The sequence below is a fragment of the Brachybacterium sp. genome, assembly GCF_052095815.1.
In the GTDB taxonomy this organism is placed as follows: Bacteria; Actinomycetota; Actinomycetes; order Actinomycetales; family Dermabacteraceae; genus Brachybacterium.
Map to the genome: position 1 here is coordinate 94,669 of NZ_JBQDLF010000004.1, position 16,687 is coordinate 111,355.

Genomic DNA, 16,687 nt, shown 5'->3' on the forward strand with positions numbered 1-16,687 from the left:
GATGACCGACGGCCCCCTCATCGTCCAGAGCGACAAGTCCCTCCTGCTCGAGGTCGACCATCCGCAGGCGCAGACCGCCCGCATCGCGATCGCCGCCTTCGCGGAGCTCGAGCGCGCCCCGGAGCATGTGCACACCTACCGGATCACGGATCTGGGACTGTGGAACGCGCGCGCCGCAGGCTATGACGCCGAATCGGTGGTCGCCGCGCTCGTGGACCACTCCCGCTACCCGGTCCCGCACTCGCTGCTGATCGACGTGGCGGACACGATGGACCGCTACGGCAGGCTCCAGCTCCGCTCGGATCCCGTCCACGGACTGGTGCTGCACGCACTGGATCGGGCGGTGCTCGAAGAGGTCTCACGGACCACGCGGATCCAGGGGATGCTCGGCGCCCGTCTCGATGAGACCACGATGGTGGTCCACCCTTCGGAGCGGGGCGCCCTCAAGCAGGCGCTGCTGAAGCTCGGCTGGCCGGCCGAGGATCATGCCGGCTATGTCGACGGCGAGGCCCACCCGATCTCCCTGCGGGAGGAGGACTGGCAGCTGCGCCCCTACCAGGAGGAGGCGGTGGACGGCTTTCGCCATGGCGGCAGCGGTGTGGTGGTGCTTCCCTGCGGCGCCGGAAAGACCCTCGTCGGCGCCGGGGCGATGGCCTCGATGCAGCGCACCACGCTGATCCTGGTGACTTCGACGGTCTCGGCCCGTCAGTGGAAGGACGAGCTGCTGCGCCGCACCACGCTGACCGAGGACGAGATCGGTGAGTACTCGGGGGCCGCCAAGGAGGTGCGCCCGGTGACGATCGCGACCTACCAGGTGCTGACCCTGAAGCGGAAGGGGATCCACCCGCATCTGGAGCTGATGAGCGCCCGTGACTGGGGTCTGATCATCTACGACGAGGTGCACCTGCTGCCGGCGCCTGTCTTCCGGATGACGGCGGACCTGCAGGCCAGGCGCCGGCTGGGGCTCACCGCGACGCTGGTGCGCGAGGACGGCCGGGAGGGTGAGGTGTTCTCCCTGATCGGCCCCAAGCGCTATGACGCCCCCTGGAAGGACATCGAGGCCCAGGGATATATCGCCCCGGCGGACTGCACCGAGGTGCGGGTGACGATGCCGGCCGCGGACAGGATGGCCTACGCCATGGCCGAAGCCGCTGACCGTCCCCGGTTGAGTGCCGCCCATGGCGCGAAGATCGAGGTGGTGCAGAAGATCGCCTCCCGTCACCCGGGCGAGCCGATGCTCGTGATCGGGCAGTTCATCGACCAGCTCGAGGAGATCGCCGAACGCCTGGACGCTGACCTGATCACCGGCCAGACCCCGGTCAAGCGCCGCCAGGAGCTGTTCGACGCCTTCCGCACCGGTCAGATCGACCGTTTGGTCGTCTCGAAGGTCGCGAACTTCTCGATCGATCTGCCGGAGGCCTCCGTCGCGGTGCAGGTCTCCGGCGCCTTCGGCTCCCGCCAGGAGGAGGCGCAGCGGCTGGGCCGCCTGCTCCGCCCGAAGGCGGACGGCCGCACGGCACACTTCTACACCGTGGTCATGCGCGACACCCAGGATCAGGACTATGCCGCCCACCGTCAACGGTTCCTCGCCGAGCAGGGCTATGCGTACACGATCATGGACGCCGACGACCTCAAGGCTGCTGCGGAGGCGGACTGAGCCGTCCGGGACCCACCGGCGCTGACCGGCGGGCAGGCCGCTAGCTGGATAGAGTGGGGACGCATCCCAACCGCCGGCGCTCCGTCGGCCCTCCCCCCAGGAGATCGACAATGACCTCATCCGACGATTCCCTCCGTCCCACCGGTCACGACGGCGCACCCCGTCCCGTCTCCCCGACCTCCGGCCCGACCGACAGCACCGCGGGTGAGACCGTCGCGGGCACCGAACGCTCGGCCACCGGGCGTCGCGCCGCTGAGCGGCCCGTCTCCCAGCCCACCACCTCGGAACCCGCCCCCGAGCTCGAACCCGTCGGCGGCGGCGGGAAGACCGCCGGCATGTGGATCGGGCTGATCCTCGGCGCGATCATCCTGGTGCTGCTGCTGATCTTCGTGATCCAGAACAACGTCACCGCCGGCTTCCGGTACTTCGGCGCAGAGTTCGATCTGCCCCTCGGAGTGGCGATGCTGCTCGCGGCGATCGCCGGCGCGCTGGTGATGGCGCTGGTCGGCTCGGTGCGGATGGTCCAGATGAGCTGGACGATCCGGAGGCTGCGCAAGCAGCAGGACAAGATCCACCGCGCCACCCGCTGAGCCCGTTCAGCTGACATCCAGCCGATTCCCAAGGTCGAGGAGGACGGTGGTCCCATGACGACGAGCGAAGAACAGGACTACGAAGCACGCCTGCTCGTGGTCGACGACGAACCCAACATCCGCGACCTGCTCGCGACCTCCCTCCGTTTCGCCGGCTTCGAGGTGTTCACCGCCTCGACCGGCAATGAGGCGATCCGCGAGGCCACCGAGCATCAGCCCGACCTGGTGGTGCTCGACGTGATGCTGCCGGACATGGACGGTTTCACCGTCACCCGGCGCTTGCGCGACCGTGGTGAGCAGTACCCGATCCTCTTCCTCACTGCGAAGGACGAGACCCAGGACAAGGTCACCGGCCTCACCGTCGGCGGCGACGACTACGTCACCAAGCCCTTCAGCCTCGAAGAGGTCGTGGCCCGCATCCGTGCGGTGCTGCGCCGCACCCACGGCGGCTCCGAGCCCACCGTGGACAGCTCGCTGGTGGTCGCGGATCTGCGCCTGGACGAGGACTCCCACGAGGTCCACCGCGGGGACGTGAACATCGAGCTGTCCCCCACCGAGTTCAAGCTGCTGCGCTACCTGATGCTCAACGCCGGCCGGGTGGTCTCCAAGACCCAGATCCTCGACCACGTCTGGGACTACGACTGGTCCGGCGAGGTGGGGATCGTGGAGTCCTACATCTCCTACCTGCGCCGCAAGGTCGACGTCATCGGCGACCCGATGATCCACACCAAGCGCGGCATCGGCTACGTCCTGCGAGCCCCCGAAGGCTCCTGAGGCGTGGCGCTGCCGACCCTGCGCGCCGAACGGCCCGTGTCCCTGTGGACCCGGATCGTCGCCCTCATCTCGGCGCTGCTGGTGCTCGGCACGGTCGTCACCGGGAGCCTCTCCCTGTTCCTGCTGAACCGCACTTTGATCCAGTCCGTCGACAGCAACCTGCAGGCAGGCATGGGCGAGATGCTCGCCTTGGCCCAGCAGGAGCTGGAGGGGGACGACGACGCGATCCGCAACAGCACCTACACCCCGGTCGAATATGCGATCGAGATCCGGGACCGGGACGGGCGGCGCATCGACGGAGCCGTGGTCTACTACGGCCCCGGTGACATCGTCATCCCGTTCCCGACGCTGAGCGAGGAGCAGATCCTGCAGCAGGGCGGCCGCCCCTTCACGGTGCTGGACTCCGCGGAGAACCGGTGGCGGGTGGTGGCGATGCTGAACTCCGGACCCGACGGAGGCAGCGTGTACGTGGCGCTGCCGCTGACCGGTGTGGACCGCACCATGCATGAGATGGCACTGGTCATCGTGCTGGTGGGGACGATGGTGGTGCTGGTGGGCATGGGCCTCGGCGGGTATGTGACCCATCGGGCGCTCGAACCGCTGCGCGACGTCGAGGCGACCGCCTCCCAGATCGCCGGCGGTGACCTCTCCCGCCGGGTTCCGGTCACCCGCACCAGCCTCGAGGTCCATGATCTGGCCTTCTCCCTGAACGAGATGCTGGTGCGGATCGAGCAGGCGTTCGCCGCGCAGTCGACCTCCGAGGAGCGGGCCACCGCCTCCGAGGCGAAGATGCGTCGCTTCGTGGGCGATGCTTCCCATGAGCTGCGCACCCCGCTCGCAGCCATCCGCGGCTTCGGCGAGCTGTACCGGATGGGTGCCCTCCCCAAGGACGAGGACGTCGCCTCGGCGATGCGCCGCATCGAGGATGAGGCGAAGCGGATGGGCTCGCTGGTGGAGAATCTGCTGCGTCTGGCCCGGCTCGACGAGAAGCCGGAGCTCGCCCTGGATCCGGTGGACTTCACCGATGCCCTGTTCGATGCGGCCCAGGACCTGCGCGCGCTGGATCCCGGTCGGCAGGTGATGGTGACCTCGCTGTCGGGAACGCCGCTGTCCGTGCAGCCGCATCTGTCCATCGGCGTGCTCGGCGACGAGGCCTCCCTGCGACAGGTGATCCTGAACCTGGTGGGCAATGCGAACCGGCACACCCCCAAGGGTTCCCCGGTCGAGATCGCCGTCGGCTACCTCTCCCCGCAGCGGGTGCGGATCGAGATCCGGGACCACGGCGAGGGCATCGACGATGATCAGCGCGAGAAGGTGTTCGAGCGCTTCTACCGCACGGATGCCTCGCGGATGCGCTCGGCGACGCAGGGCGGCGGGGCGGGGCTCGGGCTCGCGATCGCGGCCTCGATCGTCCAGCAGCACGGCGGCACCATCGGGGTGTCCGAGACCGAGGGTGGCGGCGCCACCTTCTGGCTCGAGGTGCAGGGCACCGAGATCTCGCCGGAGGCCCGGGTGCGCCCGGATCAGCTGCGGGCGCTGAACGCGGAGAGCCCCGGCGAGGCCCCGGAGCAGGACGAGCCCTGAGCATCGAGAGGCCCTGAACGCCGAGGGGCACGGGGACGCGGGTTCCTCACCGAGGAGCCCGGGACGATGAGGTGCCAGAGCGGTGCGGTGCCAGAGCGGTGAGCGGCTGGGTCAGCGCCCGTCCTCGAGCACCTGGCCGATGAAAGCGGCCTCCCCACGAGCCCGCGCGAGCCGGTCCAGCAGCTCCAGCAGCTCCATCGCCTCACGGCGAGCGTGGTCGTCATGGGCTTCGATGCGCGGTGCGGCCGACGGGTCCTCCCTGGTCATCCGGAACGCGCCACGGGCGGCTTCACGCGCTGGCGGCAGCGGGTCCACGTGCCCGAGCTGGCCCACGATGAGGTCCCGCGGGACTCGCTCCAGGCCCAGAGCGGCGGCGTGCGCGGCGCTGCGCCGGGCGCGGGCTGCAGGACGGTCCAGGAGCTTCACCCGCAACCCGGACGAGATGAGGATCCGGGTCAGCTCCCTATCGCCCACGAACTGCACCCCGACCTCCCGCAGCGCCCCCTCTGCGGAGGTAGGCCAGTCGTAGTGGTCCAGGTCGAAGGAGCGGGGAGGCAGGCCCGCCCGGGCGGCGATCTCGTGCAGCTCCTCGAGCGAGGCGTCCGAGATCAGATGGCCCCACAGCAGTCCGTGGCGCGGCCAGCGCGGGGTGTCGGCGAAGACGGTCATGAGCGTGCTCCCTTCCAAGGATCCGGTGCAGTCTCGACCCGTCGGTGCTCGACACGTCGGGGTTCGCCCTGTCGGGTCGCGACCTGTCGGGTCGCGCCCTGTCGAGTCGCGATCTGTCGGGCCGGGGCGGCGGAACCGGCCAGGAGGCGCAGCAGCCTTTCGAGCGGGCCGCGGTGGCCGTGGCTGCGCAGCAGAGCGGCCAGCAGGATCATCGCCAGCCAGGTCAGCAGCACGATCACCGCCGCACCGGCGGTACCGAGCCGCGCTCCGAGATCCAGGGCATAGGGCGGGAACAGGGCCAGGAACACGATCGACTGCCCGATATAGGCGCTCAGGGAGGCGGCACCGAGTGCCTCGATGCCACGGATCGACGAGCCCAGCAGCCGCTCGGCCCGCCCCACCCCCTGCTCGCCGCGGTGTCGCACGTGCTCGACCAGCAGCGCCGCGGCGGCGGCCAGACCGAGGGCTCCCACGATCCCCGAGTACTGGTGCACGACGCCCAGGATGCCCAGCAGCAGCTCGCTGTCCAGGTGCGCGTGACCGGGATCCAGCACCAGCGCGAGGGTCAGCGGGATCGCGCCGAGCACCCCGACCAGCAGCCCCCACCGCATCAGAGGGATCAGCAGGTCACGATTCGCGAGTACTTCCTCGAGCAGCCGCAGCCGGGCTGCAATCGCACCGAGCGCCATCGGGGTGAGCAGCCCGAGGTCCAGGAGCGGGGTGAGCGCGGTGCTGCGCAGCGCCGCCTCGGCCCGCAGCGCGAGGCCGGTGAGGTAATCGGGGGCGGAGGCCGCGGCGTATCCGCTGCCGCCGCTCAGCCCGATGGTCCCATCGGTCCAGCCCCACACGCCGAGCGCCGGCAGGGCGATCACGGCGACCAGCGGCATCACCATGCGGTGACGGGTGATCAGCAATGTGCAGAACATGCCGATGATCGCGTAGCCGACCAGGATGTCACCGCTGAACAGCAGGACCGCATGGGCGAGGCCGATCAGGAGCAGCACCAGATGGCGACGGAGCATGCGCAGCACGAAGCGCCCCGCACTCTCGCCGCGCTCCTGGGAGCGGCGGTGGAGGATCCCGATGCCGTAGCCGAAGAGCATCGCGAACAGCGGGAATCCGCGGTTGTCGGCGAACAGTGCGACGAGCACGTCCGCAGCACGATCCAGCGCGGTGGCGTCGAGCTGTTTCAGCAGCACCGTCCACTGCGAGCCGTGCAGCCACCCCACCGTGTTGGCCAGCGCGATGCCGAGCAGCGCGAGGCCGCGGGCGAGATCGGGCCCGCCGGCGCGGCGTGCAAGGGGGACGGAGGTCATCACCGCGCTCGCCGCGACCGGGAGCGTGCGGCGCTGCCGACGGGGCTGGTGCTCATGCGCGCCATGGTCCCACAGGGTGCTGGCCGATCCCGGCAGCGCCAGTCAGGCTCGGCGCACCCAGCGACGCTGCGCGAGCAGGAGAGCGAGGACCCCGCCGCCGAAGGTGAGCACGAGAGTGAGGCTCTGCCCGACCCTGGCAGCGACCACGAACCGGGTGGTGCCGGCCGCGCCGAGGGCGGCTGCCGCGTCCGATTCCAGGTTCATCAGGACGACGCTGGCCAGCAGCGTGCTCCCGGCGACCATGAGCCAGGCGAGCAGACTGATTCCGATGAACTGGGCAAGTGCGCCGATCCTGGAGGGCCGCTCCCCGAGTTGGATGGCGCGGCCGCCGACGAGTGCATGCGTCCACAGGATCGCCCCGGACCACAGCCCGATGTCCACGAGGTGGTCCCACCAGGTCATCGGCAGCGGTCCGAGTTCGGTGCTCCGGATGTCGAAGCTGCTCCAGTGCCTCGCATCGGGGAGCCACTGGGTCAGGCAGATGGCGCCGACGGCGCCGAGGGCGAGCACCAGCTGCCCGCCGCAGATCATGAGGGTGCGAGCGCGCACGGCGTCGGCGCGGGAGATCAACAGCGCACTGCGCTGGTATCTGCCGTCCTCGGAGGCGTCGGCGAGATCCGCGGGCAGGCGCGCGGCGAGCAGGATCGCGACCACGCCGAGGCGGAGTTCGGCGAGGATGGCGACCAGCACGATCACCGCCGCGAGCAGCGCGTAGAGCAGGATCCGCCCGCGGTGGTGCTGCCACTCCAGCCCGAGCGCCCGTCCCAGCGAGGTCAAGGGGCGCGGCGCGGATCGCGCGGCAGTGCGCGAGTCAGCGGTGCCGGTCATCGTGAGACCTCCCGGAGGGTGAAGGTGAGGACGTCCTGGAGCGTGGGGCGGCGCAGATCCGTGAGCCCTTCCAGCCCCACTGCGTCCTCTGCGCGCACCAGCGCTTCGAGCTGGTCCCCGCTGCGGCGCGGACCTCGCAGCACCGCGGCGTGCTCACCCAGATGGTGAGGCGAGGTCGCGGCGGTGGCGCTGGCTGTGGCGCTGGTGGTCGTGGCGACCAGATGCTCCTCGATCAGATCGATCACGGAGCCCTCGAGCACGACACGACCCTCATGCAGCAGCACCAGGTGGTCCACGAACCGTTCGATCTCGCCGAGGTCATGGGTGGACAGCAGGATCGTGCGGTCCTCTCCCCCGGCCTGGTGCTCCCGCAGTTCGTCGAGCACGTCGGTGCGGGCCAGCGGGTCGAGCCGCGCGAAGGGCTCGTCGAGCAGGAGCAGATCGGGGCGGATGCCGAGTGCGACGGCGAGCAGCAGCCGGGTCCGCTGTCCGGCCGAGAGCCGGCGCAGCTGGGCACCAGGATCGATTCCCGCGCGACGCAGCAGGTCGCCGGTGAGGCGGGCGTCGTAGGAGGGCTCGACGCGGCGCTGGGCGAGCACCAGATCGTCGGCCGTCCAATGATCCGGCTGGAAAGGGGCGTCGGGGACGACGCCGACCCCGGCGGGCAGGGCGTCCTCTGCGCCCCCGAGGGGTGCTCCCAGCACTTCGATCGTGCCGGAGCTGGGCGCCAGCGCTCCGGACACTGTGCGCAGCAGGGTGGTCTTGCCGGCGCCGTTGGTGCCGACCAGCGCGGTGACCTGGCCGCGCGGCACCCCGAAGGTGACACCGCGCAGCACGTGACGCAGCGGCCGGGTCCATCGCTGCGCATCGGGCAGGTGGACATCGAGAGCACGGACCGTGATCGCGGCGACTGCGGGGCCCGCAGCGGGCAGGTCGAGAGGCATGCCGAGGGGCACGGTCATCTCACCGTTCCCGGTCGACCGGAGTCGAGGCCACGGATCCAGCGGCGCGCTGAGCTCCGCAAGCGGAGCAGGAGCACGGCGAGCAGCACCGCCAGCACCACTCCGACGATCACCATCCCGCCAGGGCCGGACCAGAGATCGAACCGCAGCACGATCTCCACCAGCGCAATCGGGATCGCCAGCACCACTCCGGCGAGGAAGTAGATCAGGATGCTGAGCACGGCCATGCTCCGCCCGGGCCGTCGCATCGTGCACTCGCCGCCGACGACGATCCCGGTCGCCACCAGGGCGGCCAGGGAGAGCAGCGCCCCGACCAGGATGATCGGGAGCTGCGGTGCGCCAGGGTCACCGGTGAAGGAGAAAGGCGCGGCTCCCCCTGCCGTCTCACGGCCCAGGAGCACCGAGATCACCGCACCAACGGCGACAGTCACGACCACCGCGGCATGCTCCACGCCGATCAGCGCCAGTCGACCGCGCACCCGGTCCGCACGGCTGAGCCCGAGGCTGGCTCTCAGCTCGTCGCGCTCGATGGTGTCGGCCCGGCCGTAGCGGTACCAGCCCAGAGCCGCCCAGAGGGTCAGCAGGCCGGCGTACTGGTCGGTGGCGAGCACCGCGCAGAGCAGCGCGAGCGCGCAGAGGAGGAGTGTGAGGGCCACGCGGCCGGCATTCAGCCGCAGCTCGGTGTGAAGGATGAGGCCCGTCGGCCGTTTATCGGTGGGCAGTCCGCGGGGAGTGCGTGCAGCGGTGGTGGTGCTCATCGGTGAGTCCTCCTCAGGGTGGGGGCATCGGTCCGCGCAGCGCGGAGCACATGCGTGACGATCTCGCTCACGTCGGGCCGGCGCAGGGACGCGCTGGTCGGTAACCCCACGGCGTCATCGACGGCGACCAGGGCCCGGGTGCGGGTACCGGTCGTCGTCGGCCCGATGAACGGCTGACCGGGCCCCGCCTCCGCGTCGGTGCGGTCCAGCTCGCACAGCAGGAACTCCTCCCGCAGGGATTCCACCTCCCCGCTGAGGACATCGCGCCCCTGCGCGATGACGACGAGCTGGTCGACGAAGCGCTCCATGCCGTCGAGGTCGTGGGTGGCCAGCAGGAGCGTGCGCTCCTTCTCGGCCATGAAGTCGCGCAGCACCTCGATCAGCTCCATCCGTGCGAGCGGATCGAGATGGGCGAAGGGCTCGTCCAGGATCAGCAGCTGCGGATCCTGAGCCAGGGCCGCGGCGAGCCCCAGCTGGGTTGCCTGGCCACGGGAGAGGCGGCGAAGCTCCCGCTGGTGCGGGACCCCGAAGGTGGTCAGGAGCTCCTCGAAGCGGGAGCTGTCGAAGCCGGGGACCACCCGGCGGCGCAGTCTGGCCACGTGCTGCGGGGTCCAGCGCCGCGGATGGGCCGAGATGTCGGGCATGCTCGCCGCCCCCTGCGGGGGATGCACCCGGGCGGGGCCGAGGGCTGTTCCGAGCACCTCGATGGTTCCCGTGGTGAACGCCAGTGCGCCGGTCACCGTGCGCAGGGTGGTGGTCTTGCCCGCCCCGTTGGCGCCGACCAGAGCTGTGACCTGACCCGTCGGGACTGCGAGGTTCAGGCCGCGCAGGATCGGAAGGGCTTCGGTGTACGGGCGGTCGCCTGAGTGGATTCGCACCTCCAGGTCACGGATCGTGACGGCATTGCTCGGACGCTGAGTCATTGAAACTCCTCCAGACGGTGAGCGAGGCGGGCGGCCAGCTCCCGGTCCTCGATCCCTGCGGTGCGGGCAGCGCGGAGCGCCAGGTCGAAGCCCTCGTCGATCTGCTCCAGTGCGCGGCGGCGCAGCTGATCGCTGTCCTGGGCGCGCACGAACACGCCCTTTCCGCGCACCGCGTCGACCAGGCCGTCCGCCACCAGCTCGTTGTAGGCGCGCGTGGTGGTGATGACGCTGACCCGCAGGTCGCGGGCGAGCGCGCGGATCGATGGGAGGGCGTCCCCCGAGGTGAGAGCGCCGGTGAGGATCGCGGTGGCGATGCCCTCCCGGATCTGCTCGTAGATCGGCGCGGAGGCGGAGGGGTCGATCGGGATGTGCATCGCGCTCCCTCCCCACTGAAAGTGAACCTACTGTCTATACACAGCATAGACAGCTGGAGGACGGGGACGTCAACCCTTCCGAGCAAGCGGCATGCCAAGCGGGCGGCATGCCACCGCAACTCCGACCAGGACTCCCGGCACCGCGCCCGCGCGGACAGCACTGCGCCCTCACGGAGGTGCCACCGGCGGCACCAAACTGCCTTTATCCACATTTTCCGGGAGGTCTTGACATTCTCGATCCAATCAGAACGCCACGATCGATGCTTTACGTGAAGACATTCCCGTGAATGCCTCAGCTGCACACCCTCCTGCCCGTCCAGCTTTCTCGTCAGCAGCACGCCACTGCCGCCCAAGATTCCGAACCTCTCCCTGCGTAACGCTCCAACCTGCACAGACGCCGCATCTGCTCCCATGACAATTGAGGGTCGAGCGTCCCCTCACCGCGTCCCCCACCCCAACCTTTCCTCCACAGTGGTCATCCATCCACAATTTCATCCACAATTCCGTCCACAACCTTGGAGGCTATCCACAGATTCCCTGCAGGGGTAGCGGACATTTTCGAATCTACATACGATGGAAGCATGGAATCGACACCGATGGGCCGCGGGGACCACCCCGGCGAGGACACCCCTCGCCGGGACGTGGCGCCGCCGTCGGGAGATGTCCTCGAGGAGGTGCTGGGCCGGTTCAGCGCAATCGAGACCAGTCCTGAGGCCCGCGCGCTCGTCGCCCAGGTCCTGGCCGCGACCCTGATGGCGTTCACCCGCACCCGCTCAGTGCGCGACTCGCTCCCGGATACCGCCCCCGAGAGCGCCGAAGAAGCGCTCGCCGTCCTCGCTGGCGTCGATCAGCTGCGCGCCTCCCTCGCCGCGATCGATGCGTCCTGGCAGGTCGCCGCCGAGGACCGGATCCGGCGCGATGACCTCGCGCGGGGCGTGCCGTCCTCAAAGCAGGGCCGCGGCGCCGGGCAGGAGACCGCGCTCGCCCGCCGGATCTCGCCGTCCACCTCCTCGTTCTCCCTGGCGAAGGCCCGCCGACTGACGCAGAACATGCCCAGTGCGATCGAGCGTCTGTGGGCCGGTGCCATGACTGATCAACAGGCCTCCGCAGTCTCTGGTGCGCTTGACGGTGCCAACGCGGACACCTGCCACAGGGTGGATGACCACCTCCGCGAGCACCCCGAGTTCCTGCAGGGCAAGGGATACAAGCGCTTGCGAAGCGACACTCAGAAGCTGGTTCAGCAACTCGAGCCCGAGACATCCCGCCAGCGTGCGGAGCGTGCCGCTCGCGCCCGGCACGTGCGGATGACTCCCCTGGCTGACGGGATGGCCAGGGTGACCGCCGTACTGCGAGGGGTCGACGCCGCCGGACTGATGAACTCCCTGAATACCCGCGCCGAGTCACTGCGCGTCGCAGGGGCCAAGGCCTCCGTCCCCGCGCTGGAAGCGGATCTGCTGGTCGACGACGTGCTGCGTGGTGGGCAGGCCGAGGAGCCCGGCGATCAACACGTCGAGCCCAGAGATCAGCACGTCACACCCGACGACCAGCACATCACCCCCAGCGACCCGGGCGCAGAGCCTGTCGATCCGGTCCACGAGCCCGGCGCTTCCGAAAAGCCTGAAGAGGCTCGGGAATCCCAAGAAGCCCAGGAAGCCCATGCGGCAGGCGCAGCCCCCGAGGTTGACGCCGCCGAGCAGGCGGCTCCGAGGATGCCCCGCACCCGTCCCGGCCTGGACGTCGGCATCGTCATCTCCGACACCGCACTGCTGGGTCAGGACGATGGCTCCGAGACCGCTGAACTCGAGGGCTACGGCACCATCCCCGCCCACATCATCCGAGACACCCTGCTTGGTCAGCCACCAGGTCACCTTCGAGCCGATGAGGACGAGCATCCCGATGACGTGGTCTCGGCCTTCTACCGTCGGCTGTACCGAAGTCCGCGCACCGGCGATCTGATCGCGATGGAGTCCCGGGCGCGGGTATTCCCCGCCGGTCTCGCCCGGATGATCCGCTGGCGCGACACGACCTGCCGCACCCCCTGGTGCAATGCGAAGATCCGCCACATCGACCACGTCGTCCCGCATCACAAGGGCGGCCCCACCAGCTATGCGAACGGCCAGGGGCTGTGCGTGCGCTGCAATCTGCTCAAGGAGCTCGGCCTGTGGGTGCTCAGCCCGCTGAGCAGTTCCCACGCTGCCGCCGACATGACCGCGGCTGGCAACGCGAATGGGCCTGCGACCGAGACGGGTGCAGCGACCGGGACAGGGGCCGAGGCAGAGACTGGGATCGAGACCGAGACAGGATCCGAGGCAGACGACTCCGGGACAGCTCTCGCCGACCCGTCATCACCGCCGCGAGCCTGGATCTGGAGCAGCCCGCACGGGGCCATGGGCACCTCGTTCACACCGTCACAGCTCACGCCATCTGAATTCACGCCGTGGCCCGGTCCCCCGCCCGAGAAACACAGCGGCGACGAGCCCAAGCACGACGACTCCGAGGACCACAATTCAGCGGACAACCCCGATTGCGGCGATGCCGACGACGAGTCGGAACCGCCGGAGACGCCGACCACCTCGTAGGCCGCTGAGTCCCAGCCTCGCGCTCCAGTGACGAGCAGGTGCGACTCAGCGACCTGCGCTGGCGCGGGTGCCCTGATGGTGGCGCAGCAGCCAGCGACCGTTCTCGCGCACCCACAGCGAACTGCGGTGCACGGTGTCGCCCTGCCCATGGGTCGAGTACTGCAGGAGCACCACGCCGGGGGCGATCTCGTCGGCGATGAACTCTTCCGCCTCGATGGCCTCCAAGGGTGCGAGGTGGGCGAGAATCTCGTCGCGGTCGTAGCGGCGCCCGCTCGCACCGACCTCGCTGAAGTCCGGGTGCAGCAGCTCGGCGGCGCTCGGCGGATCCGCGCGCAACGTCGCGCTGAGCAGTGCGAGCTCGCGTGCGGTGATCTGCTCGAAGTCGGTCGCGCCGGGCGCGTCGGCCACCAGCACCGTCTCCTCGGATGCGGTCGAGCAGCTCGCCGGGGTCGGCTGGGCGGCGGGTTCGTCGAAGAGGCTGAAGAGGTCATCAGCCGGGGCGGCGGCACTGGGCGCGCCCGCGGCGGCCTCCGGAGAGACCTTTGCGGCGGCTGGAGCTGACGGCGCAGCATCCGCGCCGGGATAGCCGGGGCCCACCTGCGGGTCCTGCTTCCTCTGGAAAGCCGTCGCGGCGGCGTTGGCGCGCTTGTCCGCAGCCTCGTTCATGGCATGGCCGGAATGGCCCTTGACCCATTCGAATTCGACGCTGCGCCCGGCGAGGGCACGGTCGATGTCCTTCAACAGCTCGACGTTCAGCACCGGCTTGCCGTCCTTCTTGCGCCAGCCCTTGCGCTTCCAGCCCGGCATCCACTTCGTGACCGAGTTGATGACGTACTGGCTGTCGCACAGGATGTGCAGGTGCTGGTCGGCGTCGACGGCGGTGGCCTCGAGCAGATCGAGCACAGCCTTCAGCTCGCCCATGTTGTTGGTGCCGTGGGGCCACCCGCCCGCACGCCAGGTGTCCTCGTCGATGTACCAGGCCCAGCCGGCCGGGCCGGGATTGCCGAGGGCGGAGCCGTCGGCTGCTGCAGTGATGGTCATGCGCTCAATGCTTCCACAGCAGGCGAGTTCGGCCGGGCACGGCGGGGCCGGTCGCGGCGTTCCTCACCCCGGCCGTGGTCTGCAGTGCCTGGGCGACGCACTTCCCGCCCGGCATCCATCCCACCCAGGCATCTCAGCGCCAGCGAGCGACGGTCATCCCCGGGGTGGTGGGCGGCTGGTCCATCGCGACCATCGCCGCCGGCAGCTCGGCGGCGTCGATCACACGGCCGACGGTCCCTGCCAGATCCAGTCGACCGCTCGCAACATCAGCGAGCAGCTCGCCGTATTCGGCGACGGCGAGGCCGTGACTGCCGAGGATCTGCAGCTCCTGGGCGATCACGCGGCCGATCGGCAGGGCGGGGTCGGCGTCCTCCCCCAGCAGCAGCCCCACCTGCACGTGCCGGCCGCGGGGTCGCAGTGACTCGATCCCCGCGCGGGCGGTCGCGGCGGAGCCGAGCGCATCGAGGCTGACGTGAGCGCCGCCACCGGTCACCTCCCGCACCCGGGCGGCGATGTCCGGCGACGAGGTCAGCGCAGCGGCGCCGAGAGCCTCGGCAGCGGCAAGGGCGCGGGGCGAGACGTCGACCGCGACCACCTCGGCGCCCGCGGCGAGCGCGACCATCACGCAGGCCAGGCCCAGCCCGCCGCAGCCGAACACGACGACCTGCTCCCCCGGCTGCACGTCGGCCTGTGCACGCACAGCGTGGTGGGCGGTGCCCACCCGGCAGCCGAGCCCGGCGGCGAGGGTCATGTCGATCCCGTCGGGAAGGGCGACGAGGTTGTGGTCGGCCTCGATCACGACCACCTGCTCGGCCCAGGATCCCGGCAAGTCGAAACCGGGCTGGCGCTGCTGGGGACACACCTGCGGGGCGCCCGCGAGGCACTGCTCGCACTGCCCGCAGGCGAGGATGAACGGGGCGGTGACGCGGTCACCGGGCGCGAAGCGGGTCACCTCCTCCCCGACTTCGGCGACGACGCCGGCGAACTCATGGCCGGGGATGTGCGGCAGCTGCACGGAATCGTCGTGTCCCTGCCAGGCGTGCCAGTCGCTGCGGCACACGCCGGTGGCGTGCACGGTGACGACTGCGCCGCGGGGCGGGCAGACGGGGCTCGGTACCTCGACCAGCTCGGGCGTTCCTCGGTAGGTCTCGAAGCGGACTGCTCTCATCGGGTGCTCCTCAGACCAGTCGGCCGACAGGCTTCTCGAACGTGCCGTAGACAGCGTCGCGGGCGAAGCCGAGGGCGTCGTAGAGGCGGGTCGCACCGGTGAGGGACTCGGCGTCGACCTCGAGCTCTGCCTTGGCATATCCGGCGTCGGCCGCCGCGGTGAGGGTGCGGGCGATGACCGCCCGCGCAAGGCCCCTGCCACGTGCCCCGGGGCGGGTGCCCACCAGTGCGATGTGCAGCACGCCGGGCTTGTCCTCCGAGGTGATGACGTAGGCGAGCACGGTGCCCTCCGCGTCGAGCGCGATGCTGGAGAGCTCGCGACGAGCGGTGTGGGAGGACCACCAGATGTTCCAGCGCTCCGGCGGGACCGGAGCCGAGCCCCAATGGTCGTCGAAGGCATCGATATGGGCGAGCCGGGTGGCCTCGGCGTGATCGTGCTCGGGCGCGATCACCTGCACCTGCTCCCGCTCGAAGGAGGGAAGCGCCGCCCCGGGGAGGTCGCGGACCATGACGAGCCAGCTGCGGGCCCGGCGGTAGCCGCGCCGTTCGATCAGCGGGCGCACGTCGGCGCCGCCGGTGAGCGGGGCGTCCTCCCGCGCGTCCAGGTCCGGGTCACGGCCTCCGGAGACACGGAAGATCGCGTCGGCCTCCGCGGAGTGACGCTCGGCGGCGAGCTGCGCGGCGCGGCTCTCGGCCCATTCGAACAGCTCCGCACCCAGGCCCTGGCGACGGTGGGCGGGATCGACCCCACCCATCAGCTGGCAGCGCACGCGGCCGTCGCGGTCCAGCGAGGTGTGGACGTCGATGGCGGCGAAGCCGATCAGCTCATCCCCATCGCGGAGCGCGAGGGTGTCCTCGCTCAGATCGAGCCCGGGCATCGTGAGCCATTCCCGGATGCTGGGCTCCTCGGCAGGTTCACCGAGCTCATCCGCCACGTCGATGCGATTCATCAGCGCGGTGAGCGCGGGGACGTCGTCAAGGGTGAGCGGGCTGCGGGTCATCACGGTGTCGGTGGAGGTCACCGGAACAGCGTAGTCGGGTGCCGCGGGCACCGCAGGCAGGCGATGAGATGCCGTTCGACGCCCTCTGCGCGACATCCCGCAGCTCCCCGGATCCGTGCTCTGTGAGTACCGGCTGCACGATCTCGGCGGCGTCGTCGAGGGAGGAGCGGAGACGATTTCCTTGCGGAGGGTGTCGTAAGTGTCCACAAGCGTAAATGTCTACAAGTAAGTACCCGAGCTCGGAGACCTGGTGAGTATTTCTCCATGCGGCATCGATCATTGGGATCAGCAATCATGGTGAGCTCTGGGGAGCAATGACTGGGGAGCAATGAAGGGGGAGGACGCGATCACATGGGTATCGGCGACCACATGAGTCTCGCCAGCTGGAAGGCGAAGCTCCGGAC

At 70.1% G+C, this 16,687-nt stretch carries 15 protein-coding genes; 5 read left to right on the forward strand and 10 right to left on the reverse strand.

Annotated features, from left to right (window positions below; translation table 11 throughout):
* Position 1: 1 nt before the first annotated feature.
* The 4 genes from ACTH43_RS02930 (at position 2) to ACTH43_RS02945 (ending at position 4,605) form a co-directional block, all read left to right on the forward strand.
* Positions 2 to 1,657, forward strand: a complete 1,656-nt coding sequence (locus ACTH43_RS02930; RefSeq protein WP_441443428.1) for a DNA repair helicase XPB — start codon at positions 2 to 4, stop codon at positions 1,655 to 1,657.
* 110 nt (positions 1,658 to 1,767) lie between these two features.
* Entirely contained in the window at positions 1,768 to 2,247 is a 480-nt protein-coding gene (locus tag ACTH43_RS02935) for a LapA family protein (RefSeq protein ID WP_441443429.1), read from the forward strand.
* A gap of 54 nt (positions 2,248 to 2,301) precedes the next feature.
* On the forward strand, positions 2,302 to 3,021 hold the full coding sequence (locus ACTH43_RS02940; RefSeq protein WP_441443430.1) for a response regulator transcription factor: 720 nt from the start codon (positions 2,302 to 2,304) through the stop codon (positions 3,019 to 3,021).
* Between the two features lie 3 nt (positions 3,022 to 3,024).
* Complete coding sequence (locus ACTH43_RS02945; protein ID WP_441443431.1) at positions 3,025 to 4,605, forward strand: ATP-binding protein; 1,581 nt, start codon at positions 3,025 to 3,027, stop codon at positions 4,603 to 4,605.
* Between the two features lie 111 nt (positions 4,606 to 4,716).
* Here ACTH43_RS02945 and ACTH43_RS02950 read toward each other — a convergent pair whose 3' ends face one another.
* The 7 genes from ACTH43_RS02950 to ACTH43_RS02980 form a co-directional block, all read right to left on the reverse strand.
* The gene (locus ACTH43_RS02950) at positions 4,717 to 5,274 is read right to left on the reverse strand and encodes a DUF4031 domain-containing protein (RefSeq protein WP_441443432.1); all 558 of its coding nucleotides are present in this window, start codon (positions 5,272 to 5,274) and stop codon (positions 4,717 to 4,719) included.
* Positions 5,271 to 6,590, reverse strand: a complete 1,320-nt coding sequence (locus ACTH43_RS02955) for a DUF418 domain-containing protein (protein WP_441443433.1) — start codon at positions 6,588 to 6,590, stop codon at positions 5,271 to 5,273. Before ACTH43_RS02955 ends, ACTH43_RS02950 begins: the two co-directional genes overlap by 4 nt.
* Before the next feature lie 102 nt (positions 6,591 to 6,692).
* Positions 6,693 to 7,478 carry a hypothetical protein gene (locus tag ACTH43_RS02960; RefSeq protein WP_441443434.1) on the reverse strand — a complete coding sequence of 262 codons (786 nt, stop codon included), beginning with the start codon at positions 7,476 to 7,478 and terminating at the stop codon, positions 6,693 to 6,695.
* On the reverse strand, positions 7,475 to 8,440 hold the full coding sequence (locus ACTH43_RS02965) for an ABC transporter ATP-binding protein (protein ID WP_441443435.1): 966 nt from the start codon (positions 8,438 to 8,440) through the stop codon (positions 7,475 to 7,477). Before ACTH43_RS02965 ends, ACTH43_RS02960 begins: the two co-directional genes overlap by 4 nt.
* Positions 8,437 to 9,198, reverse strand: a complete 762-nt coding sequence (locus tag ACTH43_RS02970) for a hypothetical protein (protein WP_441443436.1) — start codon at positions 9,196 to 9,198, stop codon at positions 8,437 to 8,439. Before ACTH43_RS02970 ends, ACTH43_RS02965 begins: the two co-directional genes overlap by 4 nt.
* The gene (locus ACTH43_RS02975; RefSeq protein WP_441443437.1) at positions 9,195 to 10,121 is read right to left on the reverse strand and encodes an ATP-binding cassette domain-containing protein; all 927 of its coding nucleotides are present in this window, start codon (positions 10,119 to 10,121) and stop codon (positions 9,195 to 9,197) included. Before ACTH43_RS02975 ends, ACTH43_RS02970 begins: the two co-directional genes overlap by 4 nt.
* Positions 10,118 to 10,495, reverse strand: coding sequence for a GntR family transcriptional regulator (locus ACTH43_RS02980; RefSeq protein WP_441443438.1), 378 nt, complete (start codon positions 10,493 to 10,495; stop codon positions 10,118 to 10,120). The genes ACTH43_RS02975 and ACTH43_RS02980 overlap by 4 nt, the downstream gene beginning before the upstream one ends.
* Positions 10,496 to 11,076: 581 nt before the next feature.
* Here ACTH43_RS02980 and ACTH43_RS02985 point away from each other — a divergent pair.
* Positions 11,077 to 13,074, forward strand: coding sequence for an HNH endonuclease (locus ACTH43_RS02985; protein ID WP_441443439.1), 1,998 nt, complete (start codon positions 11,077 to 11,079; stop codon positions 13,072 to 13,074).
* A 45-nt stretch (positions 13,075 to 13,119) separates the two neighbouring features.
* Here the strand turns inward: ACTH43_RS02985 and ACTH43_RS02990 are convergent, their stop codons facing one another.
* From ACTH43_RS02990 to ACTH43_RS03000, 3 genes are all read right to left on the reverse strand, one after another.
* On the reverse strand, positions 13,120 to 14,115 hold the full coding sequence (locus tag ACTH43_RS02990; RefSeq protein ID WP_441443440.1) for an RNase H family protein: 996 nt from the start codon (positions 14,113 to 14,115) through the stop codon (positions 13,120 to 13,122).
* Between the two features lie 133 nt (positions 14,116 to 14,248).
* Entirely contained in the window at positions 14,249 to 15,283 is a 1,035-nt protein-coding gene (locus ACTH43_RS02995) for an alcohol dehydrogenase catalytic domain-containing protein (protein WP_441443441.1), read from the reverse strand.
* A gap of 10 nt (positions 15,284 to 15,293) precedes the next feature.
* Positions 15,294 to 16,304: a GNAT family N-acetyltransferase gene (locus ACTH43_RS03000; protein WP_441443442.1), complete on the reverse strand. Its 1,011-nt coding sequence runs from the start codon at positions 16,302 to 16,304 to the stop codon at positions 15,294 to 15,296.
* Positions 16,305 to 16,687 lie beyond the last annotated feature (383 nt).

What these genes read in the sequence shown, in the direction of transcription:
- ACTH43_RS02930 (WP_441443428.1), top strand. Translation starts at nt 2, where the DNA reads ATGACCGACGGCCCCCTCATCGTCCAGAGCGACAAGTCCCTCCTGCTC.
- ACTH43_RS02935 (WP_441443429.1), top strand. Translation starts at nt 1,768, where the DNA reads ATGACCTCATCCGACGATTCCCTCCGTCCCACCGGTCACGACGGCGCA.
- ACTH43_RS02940 (WP_441443430.1), top strand. Translation starts at nt 2,302, where the DNA reads ATGACGACGAGCGAAGAACAGGACTACGAAGCACGCCTGCTCGTGGTC.
- ACTH43_RS02950 (WP_441443432.1), bottom strand. Translation starts at nt 5,274, where the DNA reads ATGACCGTCTTCGCCGACACCCCGCGCTGGCCGCGCCACGGACTGCTG.
- ACTH43_RS02955 (WP_441443433.1), bottom strand. Translation starts at nt 6,590, where the DNA reads ATGACCTCCGTCCCCCTTGCACGCCGCGCCGGCGGGCCCGATCTCGCC.
- ACTH43_RS02960 (WP_441443434.1), bottom strand. Translation starts at nt 7,478, where the DNA reads ATGACCGGCACCGCTGACTCGCGCACTGCCGCGCGATCCGCGCCGCGC.
- ACTH43_RS02965 (WP_441443435.1), bottom strand. Translation starts at nt 8,440, where the DNA reads ATGACCGTGCCCCTCGGCATGCCTCTCGACCTGCCCGCTGCGGGCCCC.
- ACTH43_RS02970 (WP_441443436.1), bottom strand. Translation starts at nt 9,198, where the DNA reads ATGAGCACCACCACCGCTGCACGCACTCCCCGCGGACTGCCCACCGAT.
- ACTH43_RS02975 (WP_441443437.1), bottom strand. Translation starts at nt 10,121, where the DNA reads ATGACTCAGCGTCCGAGCAATGCCGTCACGATCCGTGACCTGGAGGTG.
- ACTH43_RS02980 (WP_441443438.1), bottom strand. Translation starts at nt 10,495, where the DNA reads ATGCACATCCCGATCGACCCCTCCGCCTCCGCGCCGATCTACGAGCAG.
- ACTH43_RS02985 (WP_441443439.1), top strand. Translation starts at nt 11,077, where the DNA reads ATGGAATCGACACCGATGGGCCGCGGGGACCACCCCGGCGAGGACACC.
- ACTH43_RS02990 (WP_441443440.1), bottom strand. Translation starts at nt 14,115, where the DNA reads ATGACCATCACTGCAGCAGCCGACGGCTCCGCCCTCGGCAATCCCGGC.
- ACTH43_RS02995 (WP_441443441.1), bottom strand. Translation starts at nt 15,283, where the DNA reads ATGAGAGCAGTCCGCTTCGAGACCTACCGAGGAACGCCCGAGCTGGTC.